This window comes from Solibacillus daqui (assembly GCF_028747805.1).
GTDB lineage: Bacteria > Bacillota > Bacilli > Bacillales_A > Planococcaceae > Solibacillus > Solibacillus daqui.
On record NZ_CP114887.1, the window covers coordinates 641789 to 663692 of the forward strand.

Sequence of the window (21904 nt, forward strand, 5' to 3'; positions counted from 1 at the left end):
AATGTGAAATTATTGGAAATTATTCAGTACTAAACATCTGAAAAAGAGATAAGGTGGGGAAGTATGGCTAGAGGACGTCGAGTAAATTCAAGCGGAGAAAAAAGTAAAAAATTATTATTAGAAAAAGCAATTGAGCTTTTTTCTACACATGGGTATCATCAAACAAAAATTAGTGATATCGTAAAAGCGGCTAGTTTAACACAGCCAACGTTTTATTTATATTTCCAAAGTAAAGAATCATTGTTCAATGACCTCAATGAAAAATTTCGAAATGATTTAGTTGAGATTTTTTCTAACACTGGTGAGGCTGTTAGCACCGAAAAAGAGGTTACTATGGTAATTGAACAGAACTTAAAATGCATCTTTGATTATTTTATTGAAAATCCAAGTTTAACAAAGATAGGTTTTTATGAAGGTGATCAATCAGCGGTAGTGAAGCAAATACTTGTTTCAAAACTAGAAAATATGATTAATGAAGACCTTAAAGATTATACAATTGTAAAGAGCGTGAATTCCAATATACTTGCACAAAGCATAGTTGGATCAATGGAGCGTTTAACATTAACGAATCTGTTAACAAATAAATCGAATCCTGAAAAGCTTGCTGAAGAAATTAGTAAGATTTATTTTGTAAACGAACATAAGCTTGTACACCAATAATTACATATGAAATAAAAAGAGTTTGTTAAAAGTTGAAAAACTTTTGACAAACTCTTTTTCACTATTTCGTTGTTGTTACATGTAAATAAACACCTGTTTTTAAGCTTTGGCCATTGTCCGTTTTCACTTTAGGATGAATGATCAGCATATATTCTTTGCCTGCATCTAACGGTTTTTTTGGCGTCACTACTAATTGCTCGTTGGATACGTTAACTGTTGATTCTATTGAACCGCCACCAAGGGCCACTAATTCAACGGCAGTTGGATCGAGCTTAGTAGTAATAGATTTCGAGAATTTCACGGTAAACGATTTGTTTAAAGGAACATTTTTTTTGGCTTTCATTTCTTTATAGTTTATTAAACCACTAGCAATTGTATCGAAATGAGCTTTATAGATGGCATTACCAGTTGTTTTGACGTGTGGCTTTACACCAGTGTGGTTAATGACTGTACCTTTTGGACCGAAAAAATGCCCGACTGTAAGCTTTAGGAAACTGCCATCTTCAAGTTCAAAGAATCCTTGCATTGCCCCTTTTCCATAAGTTGTTTGTCCGTATAGCTTTGCCGCATTTTGATCTAATAGGGCAGCTGCTGTCATTTCAGAAGCACTTGCACTATGGGCGTTAATTAGTACTTTTGTATTTTCAGGGAATTGTGTTGTTTGCTTTAATGCTCGAACGTTAGAAGTGACTGATGCCTCTTGTAGCTTGTAGGCATAGGTTGCGTTAGGGAACATACCTATTAATTGTTCGGCCGCTGATACGTAGCCACCACCATTATTTTGTAAGTCGAAAATAAACGCTTTAGCCCCTTTGTTTTTCAAATCACGAATCGATTTTGCTATTAAACTAGCCGTGTCATTTGAAAATGAATTTAATGAAATATACCCTACATTTCCGTAAAGCATTTCAGCTGCTACGTTTGGTAATGAAAAAGCTTTACGCACAAGATCTTTCGTTAAAATTGTGCCATCCTCACGTAAAATTGTTAGGGAAACACTTGTATTGGCAGCTCCTTTAATGCGCGCAGAAGCTTGCTCGATCGTTAATGCAGCTGTAGGGGTACCATCGATGGTCGTAATAATATCGCCAACTTTTAAACCTGCAAATTTTGCACTACCACCATCAATTACCTGTGTAATGTTAATCCCATTATCCACTTTTTCAATAACAACGCCAATTCCAACGGATGTTAGTTCAACACCACTTATAAAACTTTCAAATTCTTCAGCTGTAAAATAAGTCGAATATGGATCAAGCATATCCATCATTTCATGGATGCTTGTTGCTTGGTCAAGATTGCCATCAATATCCCCGACGTAGTTGTCTTTTACGATATCGCGTACTTCATCGATAGAAGCACCAAATGCTGTAACAGGGATTGAGATGCATAGTACAAATAGCAATAATGCTGTTAGCTGTTTTTTAAGCATAATTTAGCCCGCCTTATAATGTTATTTAAGGAAAAATTCCTTGTTTCTACTATTATATATACTTATTTTATAGAAATTACCTAGTTAAGTCCAATTCGAATAGGGAAATGTTTGGAGGATAGTTTTGAGGTGTTGAGTAGTAGCGTGGCAACTACGAAATTGAATATATAACTCAAATAAGCGTTTGATGGAGTAAAAAAAGCATAGCGAAATTTCCGCTACGCCTTTTATCTTCTAATTTTATTTACGCTTTACAATATACATAATATAACCAATTACGCCACCGATTAATGCTGGAACAACCCATGCAATGCCTTGCTCGTAGAATGGGAAGATGGATAAGAAATTGTCATAAGCCTCAATTTCAAAACCAGCTTGCTTAATGCCATCATATAGGGCAACGACACCTGTGAAAATTAATGCAACGCCATAAACGCTAGGTGCATGATTGAATAAATTGCCGAATAATGCAAATACCATCAATACAATTGCAATTGGGTAAATTGCTACTAGCACTGGTAAAGAAATTTGAATTAAATCCGCTAAACCGAAGTTAGAAACGGCGAATGAAAATACCGTGAAAATGACTAAGTACACTTTATATGAAATTTTCGGGAAAATCTTATGGAAGAATGTCGCATTGGCCGACAGTAAACCAACAGAAGTTGTTAAACAAGCTAAAATAATAACTGCTGATAAGATAATATTACCCGCTTGCCCGAAAAGCTGTTGCGCTGCCAGTGAAATAATCGTACCGCCATCATCGTGAAAGCCAATTGCCGAAGTACTTGTTACCCCGATATAACCTAAAGATACATAAACAAACGCTAAGCCCGCAGCGGCAATAATACCTGCGAAAATGGTAATTTTAATTTGTGCTGCTTTTTCTGTTACACCACGTGCAACTAATGATTGAACAATAACAATCCCGAATACTAACGAGGCTAGTACGTCCATAGTTAAATAGCCTTGAATGAATGATTCACCAAATGCGTTATCAATATAAGTGCCTTGTGCTTGGCCAATTTCACCCATAGGCGTAATGAGGGATTTAATTGCTAGTAAGCAAATAATGATTAATAATGCTGGTGTTAATATTTTACCTACACGGTCAACGATTTTTGATGGATTGAACGCTAAGTAGAATGTAAGTCCAAAAAATAATAAAGTTGTAATAAATAGTGGAATCCAACTTTCTTTCATTCCTTCAGATAAAAATGGTGCAATACCAATTGAAAATGAAACGGCACCTGTACGGGGAATCGCAAAGAATGGTCCAACTGATAAATAAACAATCGAAGTGAAGATAATTCCGAAATAAGGATTAACACGACCTGCTAAAACTTCTAAATCGCCACCGTTTTTTGCTACTGCAATGATACCTAAAAGAGGTAAACCTACCCCAGTAATTAAAAATCCAATCATTGATATCGCAATATTTTCCCCTGCCATTTGACCTAACTGTGGTGGAAATATGATATTACCTGCACCAAGAAACAGTGCAAATAACATGAAACCTACCGCGATATTTTCGCGGAAAAAACTTTTGCTACCCATGTTAAGAAAAAACTCCTTTAAAATTGAAAATACAAAACTTTCTAAAAATTTAAACCTTGCAACAAGACGTAATTCTATCATAAAAAAGTTGGAATGAAAAATGAAAAAATTGTAAAAAATACGAAATCGTCAGAATTTATGTAATTTCGATAGAATTAAACTCTATTATACTAGAAAGATGGTATGGGAAATTTTTGTTTATATAAGAATATTAATAGTAAATAATCTATCTAATGGCATGTTGTGAACATGATAGTAAATTAAGTAAAATGGATTTGAGAGTATAAGTTTCACAGAGAAGGAGGAGTTTTCAATATGAAGAAAGCTATAAAAGTAGCGCTAACAGGAGCGGTACTTTCAGGTGTATTATGTTCGGCGTCATTAGTAGAAGCATCATCTTATATCGTACAAAAAGGGGATACTCTATCAAAAATTGCGAAAGCTCACAACACGACAATTCAGCAGTTGAAACAATGGAATCAATTATCAGGGGATCAAATATACATAGCACAGTCCTTAGTTGTTACTAAATTAGGAAGTTCAAACAATGGTGGGACTTCTAATACTGCTTCTGAAGAAATCAAGCAAGATGTGCAAAAGTCCCTTTCTCACAAGGTGATAAAAGGGGATACACTATCAAAAATTGCAAAGAAATATAGCACAACTGTTGAAAATATTATACTATGGAACAATTTAAAATCCGATTCTATTAAAGTAGGGCAGAAGCTTATGATTAATAAAGATACGGATATAATTGATGAAGCACCGACAGCAAATGAAGTCGAGGCGGAGATTAATTTTAAAGAAACAGCTGATGAAGCAATTGAAAAACAACTAAATAGTGAAAAAACAGCAGCACTTTCTATATCAAAGGCCAATACAGAGTTGTATACAAAAGCGCTTGAAATTGCCATGCTAGCTATTGATATACCATATAAATACGGTGGTAATACAATAGAAGGTTTTGATTGCAGCGGTTTTATAAGCTATGTATATAACAATGCTGGGCTTAAGTTAGAGCGCAAATCAAGCCTACAATATTTTGAACAAGATACACAAAAGGTACAACAACCATTACCGGGGGATATCGTATTTTTCAAAAATACTTATATTCCAACGATTTCACATATGGGAATCTATATTGGTGGTGACCAATTTATTCATGCTGGTACAAAGGGAATTAACATTAGTAATGTCAATGAAAAATACTGGAATGAGCGTTTTGTAGCGTACAAACGTTTAACTACCGTAAAATAATGTGAAACTTTGCTCGGTGGGGGTTTTCCTCATCCATAAACGGGCATTAGCTTTCACCAATCGGGCTTTTAGGGGCAGTGGATAGCCCTATTAACGGTCTCATGACAATTGCCAGTTTGAAGTGGGCGTCTGCTGTCCCTTAATGCGAGATAAACGAGTTTGTGCCATAAGCTTTTAGTGGGACAAGCAAAAGTAGGTCGACTATGTTTTGAGTAAAAAGACATAGTCGATTTTTTTGTAGTAAGGAAAAGAAAAGTTTTTCAATGTAATCTATATAAGAAAAGATAGCAACTCGTGCATTTTTTGTGTGATTTGTTATTTTTTTACATTGGTACTTACGACTTATGTTACAAATGTTACAAGAGATACTTTGTAGTAGGGTTAAATTGTAATTTATTAGATTATATTTTAATTGATAGAGCATACAAATGTTGATATATCGGGGTTTTTAAGTGTTGTTTAATAATTACAGTTAAGGATAAGTGTAACTATAATGTTACATAACTGTAATGTTATAAAGTGGAATCTCGTGTTAACCTAATATCAATCAAGTTTTCAGAAAATTTATTGGAATGGTTGGAGGAACACGATGAACTACATTAAATTAATACGTAATACGGTACTAACTTTGGCAGCGGCATTCGTCATCTTCTTCTCACCAGTGCATGAAAACGAAGCTTCTGCTGCATCATATTCTATAGAGGAATTAGATAAAATATCTTCAAAATATATGGGTGTGCGTTATTCATATGGTGGAACAACTTCAAATGGCTTTGACTGTTCAGGTTATGTTCGCCAAGTGTTTAAAGAGTTAGGTATTACTTCACTAGATCGTACATCTGCAGATATGTATGCCCAAGGTACAGCAGTGAAGAAAAGCGACTTACAACCAGGTGATTTAGTATTCTTCAACACTTCTGGTAATCGCGTATCACATGTAGGAATTTACATTGGCTCAGGCAAGTTTGCCCACGCTTCAACTAGTAAGGGTGTTATTAAAACGAGCATTAATGACAAATATTATTGGGCTAACAAATATGTTGGCGCTAAACGCATCGCAAATTTCCAAACAAATAGTCAAATCGCTGCTTTAGAAGATGATTCTGACGTAGATAACACACCAGAAACTGACACAGAATAATAAATTTTTCTTACAGATAATATATCAAATCTCTCGTCCTTTTAATTAAAAGGAGCGAGGGATTTTTTGTTGTGAGATTTTACATAATTTTTTTTATCAAAAGAAAGTAGGTAAGTCATTAACCTGTAGTGAAGATACTCGATCAAAAGAGTATCTTTACTACAAGTATTTTTTTATGGATATAGACTACAAAAAAACAGCAATCCAAATATTGGAGTGCTGTCAAAATAACTATTGAGGTACGCGTGCTGTCCAGCGAGATAGGTCTGCGCCTTCAGCTGTAACAAGCTGTGCTGGGAAGATGAACGTCCAAGGTTTTGTAGTATTTGGTTGAACGGATAATACAGGATCTAAATTGAACGAACCCTTTGCTACAACGACTCCGCGTGCATCCACGATTTCAAGTGGCAATTGCTCTAAGTTAATCGCTTTATCATGACCGTTACGGATGAAGATTGAAGCGTGTAAACTATTGTCATCATTTAATTTTGTTTGTAAACCTGTAAAGTTAACTTCTGTTTTACCTAGCTTCGGTAACGTTTTGACGATTTCAGCTAATTTTTCTTGCTCTTTTTCTGGTAGCTGCTTTTTCCAAGTGTCATCTAAATCTAATTGATGACCGCGTAATGAAAGTAAGTTAAATGAAATTTTCCAGCCTTCTTTAGGAATTTCCTCACTCGTAATTGTTGATTTAGGGAAGTTGAAAATCCAAGGGCGCGCACTTTCAGCTGGAATGACACCAAGCTTTTTGAAATCAAAGTAGTGAGACGCTATACGGTTGTCATCTTTGTCTAAAACTAATAGCTCGATATCACCAAGCTCGATCGCTTCTGGTAATGAAGAACGGAAGAATGCTTTAACATTCCAAGAGCCATTTGCTGATACAGGCTCAATGTTAATTGCCGAAAGTGAAAGTTGATTTGGTTTTAATGGTGCTAAATCGTTTGCTAAGAAGTTGAACACGTATTTTTGTTCTTGTGGCACATTCCACTCTGGATGGAATGATAATTTCGTTACAACATCACGATTTGCGTCCTTTTTTGCTGTTTTTGCTGTTGATTTTACGACTGATGATGAATCAACTGCACTGTCTTGACCGACTTTATCGCCTTTTTTAAATAAATCGAATAAACCCATTTTTTATTCCTCCACGTTCATCGTAATGTTTTTCATAAATGTTACAAGCTCTTCAACAATTTTGCGACGTAGCTCTTGATAGTTTTTCCCGAATAGTTCTAAGCCTTCACGTTGGTAAATGCGCATCGGGTCTTCTTGTTGGTAATGACGTAAGCCGATACCTTCTTTTAAATGCGCCATCTGCTCTAAGTGACGAACCCACATATGGTCGATGAAGCTAAGCATTACTTTAGGAATAATGGCCATCATTTGCTCGTTTTGCTCGAAGCTCTCGATAACGGTCTTTAGTTCTTTAACGGATGAATCTAGAGAATCTAAAATTTTCGTTACTTTTGTTTCATCGCGGTTTACTGAAACCGATGTGATAAACAATGAATTGACCGTGCGCTCGATTTTATCGAAGTCCCACTCAATAACATCTTTATCCTCTGGAGCATTTTCACGAACGGCAAAATCAACTGTTTCGTACATCATTGTTATTAAATGTTCTAAGATGCCTTCGTTTTTTAGCACTTTATCACGTAAACCATAAATAACACGACGTTGATCATTAATCACGTCGTCGAGCTTTAAATTGTATTCACGCATCGAGTAGTGAGCGCCTTCAACAATACGCTGTGTACGGTCAATGAGCTCAATAACATCTTTGTTTTGAACGCAACCAATTTCGTTTGTTGTCAATTTTTTGCGGAACTTTTCGACATCGTCTTTTGCAAAGCGTTTGAACATATCGTCTTCAATCGACAGGATAAATTGACTTTCGCCAGGGTCACCTTGACGACCAGAACGACCGCGTAATTGATTGTCGACACGGCGAGATTCATGTTTTTCTGTACCAATAACGAAAAGACCGCCAAGTGACTCAACACCCTCACCTAATACGATATCTGTACCACGACCTGCCATGTTTGTTGCAACAGTAATACGTTTCTTTTGACCGGCTTCAGATATTAATTCAACTTCTTGCTCCACTGTTTTGGCATTTAGAAGTTGGAATTGGAGGCCATATTTTTTTAAATAGCTCGCTACTTTTTCGGATTGTAGAATAGAAGTGGTTCCGACTAAAACCGGTTGACCTAGTTCATGGCGACGTAATACTTCCTGTGCCACATATTCGTATTTTTGCTCGATCGTCTCGAATACGATATCGGTTTGGTCCATACGTTTGCGCGGACGGTTCGTTGGGATTTGAATCACGTGCATGCCGTAAACTTCTAGAATCTCCTTTTCTTGCGTTTTCGCAGTACCAGTCATCCCTGATAATTTCGGGTACATACGGAAGTAGTTTTGAATCGTTACTTGAGCTTGTGCTTTGTTTTCTTCAGTGATTGTCACGCCTTCTTTCGCTTCAATCGCCTGGTGTAAGCCATCTGAAAGTGAACGTCCTTCCATAATGCGGCCAGTAAACATATCGACAAGTTCGATTTTATCTTCACGCACGATGTAATCAACGTCGCGCTCAAACATGACATGCGCACGAACGGCTTGGATTACATAGTGGTACAGTGTTTGGTGCTCAAGATCGTATAAGTTATCAACACCAAACGCGGCTTCAACTTTTTCAATCCCTTGATCTGTTAATGAAGTTGCCTTCGTTTCATCATCAAAGTCATAATCTTCATCTACTTTGAAGCGTTTTGCTAACATGGCAGCGATGCGGTGCAATTCTTCATTTGCCCCCATTTTACCAGCAATGATTAATGGTGTTTTCGCTTCATCGATTAATACCGAATCCACCTCATCGATAATAGCGAAATGGTATGGACGCTGAACTTTGTCGCCAATTGTATGCGCCATATTATCACGTAAATAGTCAAAACCAAATTCCGTACCAACACCATATGTGATATCTGCATTGTACGCTAGTTTTTTATCGGCAGGCTCCATCATTGGTACGTTCAGACCAACTGTTAAGCCAAGGAAGCGGTGAATTTGTCCGATTAATTCGAAGTCACGCTTTGCTAAGTAATCATTAACTGTGATCACGTGAACTCCTTTGCCTTCTAATGCACGAACGTAAGAAGGGAGTGAGGCAACTAAAGTTTTACCTTCACCTGTAGGCATTTCAGCAATATTTCCTTCTGTTAATACAAGACCACCAATTAATTGCACATCAAAATGGCGCATGTTTAAAACACGTTTAGATGCTTCACGCACGACAGCGAAGGCATCAGGGATGATGTTAACTAGCGCTTCGCCGTTCTCTAAACGTTCTTTGAATGTAAATGTCATATTGCGGAGCTCGTCGTCCGTCATTGGACTATAAGTTGCTTCAAGCTTGTTAATTTGGTCTACAGTTTTGTAGTATTTTTTTAGCTCTCGGGCACTTGTTTGCTCCGTATTGCGTTTAAAAATTGAGAACATATTTTTACTCTCCTTTAAAATTGGCTACTTCAATATAGTAGACACTCCATTATTTTATCAAATTTTGAGCATAATGACTACTAGACAATAGGTGATTCATAGGTTAATCTCCATTTGTTGGGTATTATTTGGATTTTATTGAAACGATTGCATAGTAAATATAGCTATATTTTATAATTTGTCCGTGCTATAATTACTTTGAATAAAAATGTATATTTTTTTATGAAACATCAACTTACACTAAAACGTTGTAGTAGTTGAGACTACAAATATTAAGGAGGAGCGACATGATTTACGTGTCTTTAATCGTGGCCTTTGTTGCTGCTATTTTACTTACTCCGCTTGTGAAGCGTTTAGCGTTTCGCCTTGGCGCTGTAGATGCCCCAAACTATCGAAAAGTACATGCACGCATTATGCCACGTCTAGGTGGATTAGCGATTTACCTTGCATTTATGATAGGAATTTTATTTTTAAAATTTGTTACAAACTTCGCAAGTGACTATTTATATGCAATCTTAATCGCCGCTACAATTATTGTCATTACAGGTATTGTTGATGATATGCGCGAAATTTCAGCAAAAGCAAAGTTAGTAGGGCAGTTTGCTGCTGCGTGTATCGTAGTATTTGTTGGCGATATTCAAATTAATAATATTAACTTACCATTCGGTGGTGAGCTTGACTTTGGTTGGTTAGGGATTCCACTTACGATTATGTGGATTGTAGGGATTACAAATGCGATCAACTTAATTGATGGTCTTGACGGTCTTGCTGCAGGTGTTTCAACAATTGCACTTATGACATTAGCTGTAATGGCGATGATTATGGGGAATGGTATTGTTATTGCAATGGCGGCCATTTTGGCTGCTGCTACAATTGGTTTCTTATTCTTTAATTTCCACCCTGCGAAAATCTTCATGGGGGATACGGGTGCGCTGTTTTTAGGTTTCATGATTTCGGTATTAGCACTCCTAGGGTTTAAAAACGTAGCGGTCATTTCGTTTGTTATTCCTGTAATTATGCTAGGAGTTCCGGTTTCAGATACATTCTTTGCGATTGTACGTCGTTTACGTAGTGGGAAAAAATGGTCGGATCCTGATAAATCCCACTTACACCATCGTTTATTAGATTTAGGATTCTCACATCGCCAAACAGTGTTGATAATCTATGCAATGGCGGCTATGTTTGGGGTTGCAGCGGTTATTTTCTCAATGGCAAAAGTATGGGGTGCGATTTTATTAATCACGGTCATTCTAGTAGCAATTGAGTTATTCGTAGAAGTTATCGGACTTGCTGGTAAAAACTATAAACCACTGTTGAATTTAGTGAAGATATTTAATAAATGAAAAGATCGAAACAAGTAATTAGTTGCACTAATTACTTGTTTTTTTATATGCATAAAGAAGCCCAATCTCACATTTTCGAGAGATTGGGCTTTCGTTTGTTTATTGTGTTAGTGAATCTGAATCATCTTCTGTATAAGCAGAATCAGATTGTGTGCCGGTACCTGAATAGTTTGTTGATTCAGGGTTTAAACCTAAATGGCTTTGTAAGATATTGCTGATTTCATCTACGCTTTCATCGTCTAATTTGTAATAGTAAGTACCTGTAGACATATCATCATAGCCTTCTAATGTTAATGTGTCGATACGTGGCATACCAGCTGTTAAATAGCTGAAGAACGATCGCATTTCATCGAAGGTCATGTCTGTTTTCATATTTGAACCAACAGCAGATAGGATATCATCGTATTTTGAGATAGATGTGAAAGATGCTGATTTTTTAGCAATGGCTTTAATAATTTCTTGTTGGCGTTTTCCACGCTCGATGTCACTATCTTGCTTACGAGTACGTGCCAATGCTAATGCTTCGCGGCCATCTAATGTTTGAAGGCCTGCTTCTAAGTCGACTGTCTTTTTGTCGAACTCATCCATTTCAAGCATATCGTATGGTACTTCGACTTCGATACCGCCTAAAGCATCGACAATATCGATAAATGCATTGAAGTTCATGCGTACATAGTAGTCGATTGGAATATCAAATAGTTCTTCCACCGTTTCGATTGAAGCAAGTGTTCCACCAAAAGCATGGGCATGAGTGATTTTATCTCGATAGCCAACATGTGGTATATAAACATAAGAATCACGTGGAATACTTAATAGTTTTACAGTTTTTGTTTTGTTGTTTAATGTTGCTAATAATAGGGCGTCTGAACGAGAGTTTTCTGCACCTTGATCGCGCTTTTCGCTATCATCGACCCCTAAAATTAAAATAGAGACATTGTCTTGCTTTGGCTCGACTTTTACATCTCGCTGCTCGGATTGTTCACGATTTTCAAGCTCCTCGTAGGCACCATTAGCTGCGTGTTTTGCTTGCTTTGTTAAATAAACGCCATATGCTGTGGCACAAATTGTTAGCGAAAACGCAACGAGAATAGCTACTTTTAAAAATAACTTGAATTTCGAAGAGCCGCTCTTTTTGTTTTGCCTGTTTCTCATAAAGATTCTCCTCTTAAAATATGAATAGTTTTCTATATACATAGAGTATTTTGAATTTAAATAATAGTAAGAATAAAGGGTTTAATATAAGGAATAATAGTTTCAAATCCTTTTTATTATACTACTATCCACTTATGCAGTAAAGTTTTCGACAAAAAAGAATGACATAAAGACCTATTATTTTTAAAATTCGATAAATAGTGATTCCTCTTTTGTGATAACGGCTTGTCCATTTGTTAATTCGGTAATCCACTCCATAAATGTTGCTTCAACCTCTTTTAACACGTGAACAAAAATTTCTACATTGTCTGTGTAGTCGATATCGCGAAGTGTGTAGTCGGAATTACGAATTTCATTTTCCAATTTACCTAGCCAAACATAGTCAATTGCAATTTTCATGACATAGTGTAATTTGCGCTCGACAACTTGAGCTGCCACAATACCTTCTGTTGTGGCATTGCCATAAGCACGAATTAACCCACCGCCGCCGAGTTTAATCCCCCCGAAATAACGGGTAACGACTACAACTGTGTCTTTTAGTCCTTGCTTTTTTAAAACTTCTAACATAGGGACGCCAGCTGTTCCACTCGGTTCCCCATCATCATTTGCTTTTTGAATTTGATCATGCTCCCCGATTAAATAGCAGGAGCAATTATGCGTAGCGCTAGCATGCAGTTTTTTTATTTTTTCGATGAACAGTAGGGCTTCTTGTTCGGTTTCGACACGTTCAACGTATGTTATAAACCGAGATTTTGAAATTATAATTTCAGATTCGCCATAACCTTTGACAGTAAAATAGTTATTTCTCATTAAAAATTCTCCTTAAAATTACAATAAATTACTTTTTTTGTAGTTACAATATATCTTAAAAAATGATTTAATAATGCTATAATAGTAGTGAAACAAATAGATAGCAGTAGTTATTATTTTGGTCGAGTAGGGTGGGGATAGTATGTTTCAAGATGATCAGATAGATATAGCCTCGCTTGATATGATTTTTAATCGAATGTTAGAAACAATTACAAATTCTAAGGACGATATATTTATTATAAGCGAACAGAGCCGAAGAAGCTTTGAAGATATGCAACAAGAGCTCGAAATCGTTCGTCAAGAGATTAAAATTATGATTGATGAAACCGATAGTTCAGAGAAACTACTTCAATTATCGAAGCATCGATTAGTTATTGTTAGCAAAAGCTTTAACGATCATTCGGAAGAACAGATTCGTGCAGCTTATGAAAATACAAATAATTTACAACTTAAAGTGTCGTTATGCAAGGAAAAAGAAAAACAATTACGTGACAAGCGAGATGATTTAGAAAGACGACTACGTGCACTTTATGATACGATTGAAAGAGCAGATCACATTGTCAATCAGGTAAATGTCGTTATTAGCTTTTTGACAACTGATTTAAAAAATGTGGGTGCTGCACTCGAGCAAGCTAAAATCAAGCAAGACTTTGGAATTCGTATTATAAAAGCTCAGGAAGAAGAGCGTAAACGATTATCACGTGAAATTCACGATGGGCCAGCTCAAATGATGGCTAACGTTTTAATGCGCTCAAATTTAATTGATCGTATTTTTCGTGAGAAGGGCGCCGACAAAGCACTGCAAGAAATTCAAGATTTAAAAATAAACGTCCGCAACGCACTGTCAGAAGTCCGTCGAATAATTTACGATTTACGCCCAATGGCACTTGATGATTTAGGCATAACACCAACATTAAAAAAATATTTATCAACCGTTATGGAATATAACCCAGGCGTTGATATACAATTTATGTCCTACAATAATGAACGCCGTATTTCGTCGGATTATGAGGTAGCGATTTTCCGTTTAGTGCAAGAATGTGCCAATAATGCAATAAAACATGGCAAATCTTCATTAATACATGTAAAAATCGAGTGGCTACGTGACGAAATAAATGTTGTGGTAAAAGATAATGGTAAAGGCTTTGATACGGAAAACGTTCGAGAAGGCTCATTTGGTATTATAGGCATGAAAGAAAGAATTGATTTATTAAGAGGTAACATGAATATTAGCAGCGTTGTAGGTAAAGGCACGACTGTTTTAATAAAGATTCCTTTACCAATCGAAGAGGAAGAAACAATATAAGTAGACTTAGGGGGTATTACCATGACAAAAATTATTATTATTGATGACCACCAATTATTCCGTGAAGGCGTTAAACGTATTTTAGATTTTGAAGATACGTTTGAAGTTGTCGCTGAGGGCGATGACGGTACAGATGTAGTGAGTCTATACGAAAGAAACCAGCCAGATGTTGTGTTAATGGACATTAACATGCCGGGGAAAAACGGTGTAGAAGCAACAGCAGACTTAATCGCGGAATATCCAGATGCAAAAGTAATGGTGTTATCAATTCACGATGACGAATCTTATGTTACACATGCATTAAAATCAGGTGCATTAGGGTATATGCTAAAAGAAATGGATGCAGATGAAATCGTAGAAGCGATCAAAGTTGTATCAAACGGTGGCTCTTACCTACATCCGAAAGTAACGAAAAACCTAGTAGCAGAATTCCGTCGTCTATCTGAGCATGAAAACAAAGGGAATTTCCACCAAACAGAAATTCGCCGCCCATTCCACTTATTAACGAAGCGTGAATGCGAAGTGCTACAGTTATTAACAGATGGTCAATCGAACCGTACAATCGGCGAAACATTATACATCTCAGAAAAAACAGTAAAAAACCATGTTTCAAGCATTTTACAAAAAATGAACGTAAACGACCGTACTCAAGCAGTAGTAACTGCCATCAAAAACGGGTGGGTAGAAGTTCGATAATTGAATTATTTACAAATAAAGGGTTTGTCTGGAAAATGATTTCTGGACAAGCCCTTTGCGCCGAGGATGATGAGAATTTATTCTGAACACCTCGCCTACAGCGGATAATTAACATATGAGTGGAGGACTGTCCTAAAAGTGATCACTTTTAGGACTGTCCTTTTTTCTTTTCAAAAATTGTGCTACATAAATAGGTTTTATTTTGCCATTCTATTACATACGCATAAATCCCCAGAAATCGTCTCTATTTTGCATGTATGAAACATCTGTGAACTTCTGGCGTCTTATTGTGTGGTAAGTATGTTTTGACAATTCGAGATATCGAATTTTTAATATTTGTGTGCTAAAATGTTGTGCGGGAGGTTAGTAAATATATGAAAAATTGGTTAATGGCTGTCATGGCAATGTTCCTGTTGACGGCTTGCGGCGATGAACAAGAGGCATCACCAGAACAATTACAAAAAAAGATTGAAGATGGAACGGTAGGCTTTGAGGTTACGGGAGATTCGATTCAAGAAGCCGAAAATATTCCAGCAGATGAAAAAGAAAAGATAATTTATGCGTTTAATGAATACATCAAAGCCTTTAATGACAAAGATTTAGACCGTTATAAAAATATTATTTCCAAAAATGCAGAAGGCTTTAATTATGATGAGGATGTAAAGGCGGTTTCGGAAGTATTTCAGCAATATGACGTCAATCGTACTGCTGAAGATATAACGATTGTGAAATATAGCAAAGAAGATGCGCAAGTATTTTCGAATTTAACGACAAATACAAAAGAGCTTGAAACTGGAGCAGAACTATCGGGTACAGGTCGACAAGTAACGGTATTTGTAAAAGAAGATAGCTGGAAAGTTTCGAGTATTTATTATATTGGAAATGAATGATCGATGAGCAATTTCTAAAACATCCTAATCGAGTTTTCGGTGGGATGTTTTTTTGCGATAATTTCCCTGTAGAATTAAGCTTTGTTGGATATGACAAATGTCATTTTTTCATTCACATTTACATACAGATACGGTAATATAGTGGACATAGGAGAGTGGGGAAGCGATGAAAACAGCAATTGTTACAGATAGTACAGCCTATTTGACGCTTGAAGAACGTCAGCGTCTTAATGTTTATATGATTCCTTTAAGCGTTAATATAGAAGGAACAATTTATGATGAAGAAATCGATATCACAGCTTCTGAATTTTATGATCGTGTACGTGGAGCTAAGGAATTCCCTAAAACAACACAGCCACCGATTGGAAAATTTGTAGAGCTTTATGAAACATTAGCAAAAGAGTATGATGAAATTGTAACAATCCATTTATCAAGTGGCATTAGTGGTACTTTCCAAGGTGCGGTACAAGCAAGTGATATGGTAGAAGATGTAAATGTTTATGCATTTGACTCGGAAGTTGCGGCTTATTTACAAGGTTTTTTTGTAATAGAAGCGGCGAAAAAAGCAGCGGAGGGCGCTTCTGGTGAAGAAATTATTGCGCATTTAGAACTTTTACGTCCAACACGCGAGGAATATATTGTTGTGGATGACCTGCAGCATTTACAGCGTGGAGGTCGTTTATCGGCAGCGGCGGCATTAATTGGTGGGCTACTACAAGTAAAACCGGTATTAACCTTCCAAAACAAAGTCATCGTTCCATTTGAAAAAATTCGTACGCGTAAAAAAGCATTACGTCGTGTAGAAGATCAACTTGCAGTAGCAGTTGAAAAGCACGGTGCACTGCGAGCTACGGTTATACATGGAAACTGCGAAGAAGAAGCGGTTGAATTGATGAATAGCTTAGCTGAAAAATATCCAACTGTAGAGTTTACATTAAGCTACTTCGGCCCAGTTATCGGTACGCACTTAGGTGAAGGTGCGATGGCAATGGGCTGGATCAAAAAAATATAGCACTCACACAACAGTCACTACGGAAGTTTTGTAGCGGCTGTTTTTTGGTTTAGAAAAATGGATTTACTGGAAAAGTTCATGCAAACTAGGTGATTTCGCACGCAAAGTCAGAAAAACGCACTTAAGTTAGGTGATTTCGCACGCAAATTTAGAAAAACGCACGCAAGTTAGAGAATATCGCACGCAAAATCGGAAAAACGAACACAAGTTAGGGAATTTCGCACGTAAAGTCAGAAAAGCGCACGCAACCCCGGTAAATTGCCCATTTCGACCCTTTTCATTTGGTAAAAAGAAATTTTATCGCAAAGGATTCCCTGAAATGGATTTCTATTTTATGCTTTAAGTGAGGTGATGTACATGCAGAAATCTAAGCATTACTTATTTATGGAAGCGCTTGTTCATAGAATTCATGCGCATGACGAGGAAGCGTTGCGATTTCAAGAAGAATTCTATCGATTACAAGCAGGACTAGCCGGTGAAATGAAGTTAAAAACGACACTCGCAGACTATTTTATTAAATCGGATTACGAGATTTTGTATAATTTTGAATGTATTAATCCACGAGGTTTTACGCATCAAATCGATGCGCTACTGATTACACCACATTTTATTATCATTTTCGAGGTAAAACAAATATCGGGTGGTCTTTTTTATAAGCCTGCAGTTCACGAATTTTATCGTGTTACCGAAAAGGGAGTCGAAGAAAATTTCCCCAATCCATTCGATCAAGCGTATCGCCATCGATTGTTTATTGAACAATTTTTGCAGCAACATGCACTTAAGCCGCCCGTGCTATATTTAGTCGTCATCGCAAATTATCGCGCAAAACTCGATATCGCATTTGAATCGATGCCAATTATCCATTTGAGTAGCCTACCTAAATATCTTGAATCCTTATTCGAACGTTATCCAACCACTACGCTCGTCCCTCACCAAATTAGCAAGCTTTTTAAAAGTATCCAACAGCATCTCCCAGCCCGCCGTCAAATTGAATTAAGTCGTTTGAAAACAGGTGTATTTTGCCGACATTGTGAAGCACTTGGTCCGATGATTTTTTACCATGGCTCCTGGCATTGAAAGTATTGTAAAACAAAGTCTACCGATGGCATCCTCGATGCGCTACAGCATTATCGTATTTTAATTGGTCCGCATATTACGAATCACGCATTTCGAAACTTCTTAGGTATTAAAAGCAGATATGCAGCTATTCGATTGCTTTCTAAATTAAATGTGGAAGCAGTTGGACAAGGGAAAAGTCGCTATTATGTCATTCCAGAGGATTTGCTTTATGGGGATTAAGGGATGGTAAACCGCACGCAGATTGAGAAGATCGCACATAAACAGTCGGAAACCGCACGCAAATTGAGAAAATCGCACGCAAATTCAAAAAACCGCACATAAACATCTATAATTCGCACGTATTCATCCGAAAACCGCACATATCCCCTGCCACTGCCATACAAGCACCCCCAAACCACTCAAAAGGAGGATTCACTTGAAGCATAAAAAAATTCATTCAATCCACCTCAAAAAGGAGATATCTCCTCGCTTTATTACCTACTACGGCGTGATTCCTGAGCCAAAAATCGAAAATTTCTTCACTGGTCGTATATGGTCACGTCATAATACACCGTTCCCCCAAGCGATAATCAATACTTATATTACCCACAATTACTTCGCAAAAATACCAGCCGTCACTACAACCCCAAAGTTAAAGTGCAACCGCTGTTTAAATGAAACTCAACATAAATTTATTTCCTTCCACTGTGCAAAGTGCCAGCAAATTTGTCATTATTGCCGTCATTGTATTACGATGGGACGCATGTGTAGCTGTGAAGAACTCATTACGTGGGCTGGGCCAAGCTATTCTGTTAAAAAAGCTGCGCCACATTTTACATGGACTGGAAAGCTAACACCACAGCAACAAAAAGCAGCACATGCATTAAATGAAAGCCTTCAGCAAAAACGTAATCATCTTATCCATGCGGTCTGTGGCGCGGGGAAAACCGAAATTCTATTTGCGGCAATCCACAAAGCGCTCCAACAAAACAAAAGAGTTTGTGTTGCGACGCCACGGACAGATGTTGTGCTCGAATTATACCCTCGTTTTCTACAAGTTTTTCAAAATATTACGATTCACGCGCTATATGGGGGAGCTGAGCCAAATAGCCAATTTGCGCAGCTTGTTCTAGCAACAACGCATCAGCTGTGCCGTTTTGAACAGGCATTTGATGTGATGATTGTTGACGAAGCAGATGCCTTCCCGTATACGTATGACCAGGCATTGCAAAGTGCAGTGTTAAAAGCTAAAAAGCTAGATGCACCAACTGCTTTTGTGACAGCCACGCCATCAACTAAATTACTCAACCAACGACAAAAGGAAGGCTGGGGATACTCATTTATCGCGCGCCGCTTCCACAGTTTTTTATTGCCTGTCCCACAATATCAGCCTCTTTGGAACTACGAAAAAGCATTCAAGAAAAATCGAATCCCGCAAAAACTTCTTCATTGGGTAAACAAGCGTCTCGAAAACAACGAGCCATTTCTTATTTTCTTTCCAACAATCGATTTAATGGAACGAGCAGTATTGCTATTTCAGGCGATTGAACAGACAATCGAGAGTGTCCATTCAGAAGACCCAATGCGAAAAGAGAAGTTACTTCAGTTGCGTAACGAACAGCGTAAAGGATTACTAACAACTACGATTTTAGAACGTGGCATTACAATCAAAAATGTACAGGTAGCGGTAGTAGGTAGTGAAAGTCCAATTTTTACTGCAAGTGCACTCATTCAAATTAGTGGGCGTGTTGGACGTAATCCTCAGTTTCCAGATGGTCAAATTGTCTTTTTTCATCATGGCATCACGTTGGAGATGGATCGTGCGTGTAAAAAAATACGGGAGATGAATTGCTATGAATAAACCGATTACGCACTGCTTATTATGTGAACGTGAATTACAAGGGAATGTTGGATGGAAAGAGCTATTAAAAAAATCGCTACCAAAAACAATATGTCATCGCTGCGAGCAACGTTTCGAAAAAGTCGAAGAGCAAACAAATCCAAACATCACCACATTATTTCATTACAATGACGCCATGAAAGATTATGTACACCGCTATAAATTTCTCCATGATGTTGTACTTGCACATGTATTTAACACAGCACTCCACGAACATTTGAAAAGTGAAAGACGCCTCATCATTCCAATTCCGATGCATGAAGAAAGTTTAAAAATCCGCAGCTTTGCACAAGTAGATGAACTATTAAAAGCAGTTCATATCCCATTTCAGCATCATCTCACTAAACAAACTGATGAACAGCAGTCAAAGAAAACAAGAGCACAACGGTTAGAAACAGTTCAGTTGTTTAGTGTAAATAATCCAAGTCTAATAAAACATAAAGATATTTTATTAATTGACGATATTTACACTACAGGTACTACATTACAGCATGCCAAAAATGCATTGCTAGAAGCAGGCGCAAATACAGTAACCGGATTTGCATTAATCCACAGTTAAAATTTGTGGGATTACTCATATCAAATAAGTTTGAAAAGTTGTCAATGTAAATGAAGTAATATTATGTATAATAATAAGTAAAAAGGTTCGACTTTTTATTAAGGTGGGGTTGGAATGGCAGAGTTAAGAAATTGTCCGATGTGCCAAGAATTCTTTAATTACACAGGCTTACGTGAAGTATGTCATAAATGTGCACAAAAAGAAGAGGATATGTATCAAGTCGTCTATCGTTTTTTACGGAAGCGTGAAAATCGCGCGGCCAATATTGATCGCATTGTAGAAGCAACAGGTGTAGAACGTGATTTGCTATACAAGTGGGTGCGTAAAGGGAGATTACATCCAGCGACTTTCCCAAGCTTAGGCTATCCATGTGATAACTGCGGGCATTTAACGACAAAGGGTAAGTTATGCGATAAATGCCAAGGGGAATTAAAGGCTGATTTACGCACGTTTGAAGCAGCAAAAGAATTCCGTGAAGATGTAGTGCGCCGAGATCGCGGTACTTATCACGCAGATAAACGATAAAAAAGTGCTAAAGCGGAGTCTTATTTATGGGACTTCGTTTTTCTTTTTAGTAAAATGGGAGGAGAAGTAAGTTATAAGAATTTGCTTTAAAAACTTTTGGTCCGTAAATTAGGAAATTTTTTAGAAGGCATAAACAATTTTATGCCGCAGTCGAAATATATAGTAGAAAGAGCATTTGAGGGGAGGCATACACATGAAGATCAATCCATTAGGTTTGCAGGCGATTAATTCATATAAAAAGCAAGCACGCACAGAAAAAACAGAGAACGTGCAAAAATCATTCGCCGATCATATCGAAATTTCATCAAAGGCAAAAGTAATGCAAGCGACGAACACGTATGCAAATGAACGTGCAGAGCGCATTAAACAACTAAAAGCCGATATCGATTCAGGCGAGTACAAGGTAGATGCAAAGCAAGTCGCAGCAGACATGCTAAAATACTACCGCCGCTAATCTTCAAATTTTTATTGTAAGGGAGCATAAAAATACATGTCAATTGCCACAATTGTTGCGACGCTAGAAAAGCTTGAAAAAATGCACAAGAGCCTACTTGAACTAGCGCTAGCAAAAACAGAATATATTAAGCAAGGTGATATGGAAAAGCTTGATCAGCTCATTAAAAATGAACAAGCACATGTAGCGGCTATTGATACGATTGAGCAACAGCGTCAAGTGATGGTAACGGATTACCTACGAGCAAAAGGAATTGCTCTCACTGATACACCATCTGTTGCCGAGGTGATTGAAGTTGCTCAAGCAAGCGAGCCGACAGAAGCGTTAGTAGCTGTACGTGAACGTTTAGTAGAGCTACTAGGTAAATTAAAAGCTCAAAATGATTTGAATCAAAAAATGGTGCTGAACTCATTGCAGATTATCAATATTACACTAGATGCGATGCGCCCACAGCCACGTTCAGAACAGTTCAACTATTCTGGTGCAGAAGTGCGCGGTCAATCCGATATTTCACGCCGCTCATTTAATGAATTTAAAGCCTAATCGCATGTTCTTTCCTGCGAATGTAGCAGGGAGGGCATGCGATATTTTTGTGAGTAAAAAGACGGGAATTTGTCCTATTTTCGGGCAAATTCCAATTTTTTAACGAA

General features: G+C 37.3%; 20 protein-coding genes. 14 read left to right on the plus strand and 6 right to left on the minus strand.

Annotated features, from left to right (window positions below):
- Window positions 1-63: 63 nt before the first annotated feature.
- Window positions 64-660 carry a TetR/AcrR family transcriptional regulator gene (locus tag O7776_RS02975; protein ID WP_274309164.1) on the plus strand — a complete coding sequence of 199 codons (597 nt, stop codon included), beginning with the start codon at window positions 64-66 and terminating at the stop codon, window positions 658-660.
- Window positions 661-721: 61 nt separating this feature from the next.
- Here the strand turns inward: O7776_RS02975 and O7776_RS02980 are convergent, their stop codons facing one another.
- Complete coding sequence (locus O7776_RS02980) at window positions 722-2092, minus strand: S41 family peptidase (protein WP_274309165.1); 1371 nt, start codon at window positions 2090-2092, stop codon at window positions 722-724.
- A 240-nt stretch (window positions 2093-2332) separates the two neighbouring features.
- Window positions 2333-3649: a branched-chain amino acid transport system II carrier protein gene (gene brnQ, locus O7776_RS02985; protein ID WP_274309166.1), complete on the minus strand. Its 1317-nt coding sequence runs from the start codon at window positions 3647-3649 to the stop codon at window positions 2333-2335.
- Window positions 3650-3964: 315 nt separating this feature from the next.
- Between brnQ and O7776_RS02990 the strand changes: the two genes are divergently transcribed.
- Window positions 3965-4906, plus strand: coding sequence for a C40 family peptidase (locus tag O7776_RS02990; protein WP_274309167.1), 942 nt, complete (start codon window positions 3965-3967; stop codon window positions 4904-4906).
- Between the two features lie 589 nt (window positions 4907-5495).
- Window positions 5496-6047: a C40 family peptidase gene (locus tag O7776_RS02995; RefSeq protein WP_274309168.1), complete on the plus strand. Its 552-nt coding sequence runs from the start codon at window positions 5496-5498 to the stop codon at window positions 6045-6047.
- Between the two features lie 231 nt (window positions 6048-6278).
- Here the strand turns inward: O7776_RS02995 and O7776_RS03000 are convergent, their stop codons facing one another.
- Both O7776_RS03000 and secA2 read right to left on the minus strand, forming a co-directional pair.
- On the minus strand, window positions 6279-7184 hold the full coding sequence (locus O7776_RS03000; protein ID WP_274309169.1) for an accessory Sec system S-layer assembly protein: 906 nt from the start codon (window positions 7182-7184) through the stop codon (window positions 6279-6281).
- A gap of 3 nt (window positions 7185-7187) precedes the next feature.
- Window positions 7188-9548 (minus strand): accessory Sec system translocase SecA2, encoded by a 2361-nt coding sequence (gene secA2 / locus O7776_RS03005; protein WP_274309170.1) that lies wholly within the window; start codon window positions 9546-9548, stop codon window positions 7188-7190.
- 287 nt (window positions 9549-9835) lie between these two features.
- On the opposite strand from secA2, the gene O7776_RS03010 reads away from it, so the two are divergent.
- Window positions 9836-10891: a glycosyltransferase family 4 protein gene (locus O7776_RS03010; RefSeq protein WP_274309171.1), complete on the plus strand. Its 1056-nt coding sequence runs from the start codon at window positions 9836-9838 to the stop codon at window positions 10889-10891.
- A gap of 99 nt (window positions 10892-10990) precedes the next feature.
- Here the strand turns inward: O7776_RS03010 and O7776_RS03015 are convergent, their stop codons facing one another.
- Both O7776_RS03015 and O7776_RS03020 read right to left on the minus strand, forming a co-directional pair.
- Window positions 10991-12043, minus strand: a complete 1053-nt coding sequence (locus tag O7776_RS03015; protein ID WP_274309172.1) for an LCP family protein — start codon at window positions 12041-12043, stop codon at window positions 10991-10993.
- Window positions 12044-12226: 183 nt separating this feature from the next.
- Window positions 12227-12853, minus strand: coding sequence for a YigZ family protein (locus O7776_RS03020; RefSeq protein ID WP_274309173.1), 627 nt, complete (start codon window positions 12851-12853; stop codon window positions 12227-12229).
- A gap of 142 nt (window positions 12854-12995) precedes the next feature.
- Between O7776_RS03020 and O7776_RS03025 the strand changes: the two genes are divergently transcribed.
- The 10 genes from O7776_RS03025 to O7776_RS03070 all read left to right on the plus strand — a co-directional run bounded on the left by O7776_RS03025 (window position 12996) and on the right by O7776_RS03070 (window position 21797).
- Complete coding sequence (locus tag O7776_RS03025) at window positions 12996-14159, plus strand: sensor histidine kinase (protein ID WP_274309174.1); 1164 nt, start codon at window positions 12996-12998, stop codon at window positions 14157-14159.
- Between the two features lie 21 nt (window positions 14160-14180).
- Window positions 14181-14855 (plus strand): response regulator transcription factor, encoded by a 675-nt coding sequence (locus O7776_RS03030; RefSeq protein ID WP_274309175.1) that lies wholly within the window; start codon window positions 14181-14183, stop codon window positions 14853-14855.
- 374 nt (window positions 14856-15229) lie between these two features.
- Window positions 15230-15745, plus strand: coding sequence for a nuclear transport factor 2 family protein (locus tag O7776_RS03035; protein WP_274309176.1), 516 nt, complete (start codon window positions 15230-15232; stop codon window positions 15743-15745).
- 166 nt (window positions 15746-15911) lie between these two features.
- Entirely contained in the window at window positions 15912-16757 is an 846-nt protein-coding gene (locus tag O7776_RS03040) for a DegV family protein (RefSeq protein WP_274309177.1), read from the plus strand.
- 357 nt (window positions 16758-17114) lie between these two features.
- Window positions 17115-17834, plus strand: coding sequence for a nuclease-related domain-containing protein (locus O7776_RS03045; RefSeq protein WP_274309178.1), 720 nt, complete (start codon window positions 17115-17117; stop codon window positions 17832-17834).
- A 418-nt stretch (window positions 17835-18252) separates the two neighbouring features.
- Window positions 18253-19677: an ATP-dependent helicase ComFA gene (locus O7776_RS03050; protein WP_337999453.1), complete on the plus strand. Its 1425-nt coding sequence runs from the start codon at window positions 18253-18255 to the stop codon at window positions 19675-19677.
- Window positions 19670-20275, plus strand: a complete 606-nt coding sequence (locus O7776_RS03055; protein ID WP_274309179.1) for a ComF family protein — start codon at window positions 19670-19672, stop codon at window positions 20273-20275. The genes O7776_RS03050 and O7776_RS03055 overlap by 8 nt, the downstream gene beginning before the upstream one ends.
- 114 nt (window positions 20276-20389) lie before the next feature.
- Window positions 20390-20800, plus strand: coding sequence for a TIGR03826 family flagellar region protein (locus O7776_RS03060; protein ID WP_274309180.1), 411 nt, complete (start codon window positions 20390-20392; stop codon window positions 20798-20800).
- Window positions 20801-20993: 193 nt separating this feature from the next.
- A complete protein-coding gene (flgM, locus tag O7776_RS03065) occupies window positions 20994-21254 on the plus strand; it encodes a flagellar biosynthesis anti-sigma factor FlgM (protein ID WP_274309181.1) in 261 nt (86 codons plus the stop codon).
- 36 nt (window positions 21255-21290) lie between these two features.
- Entirely contained in the window at window positions 21291-21797 is a 507-nt protein-coding gene (locus O7776_RS03070) for a flagellar protein FlgN (protein WP_274309182.1), read from the plus strand.
- Window positions 21798-21904: the final 107 nt, after the last annotated feature.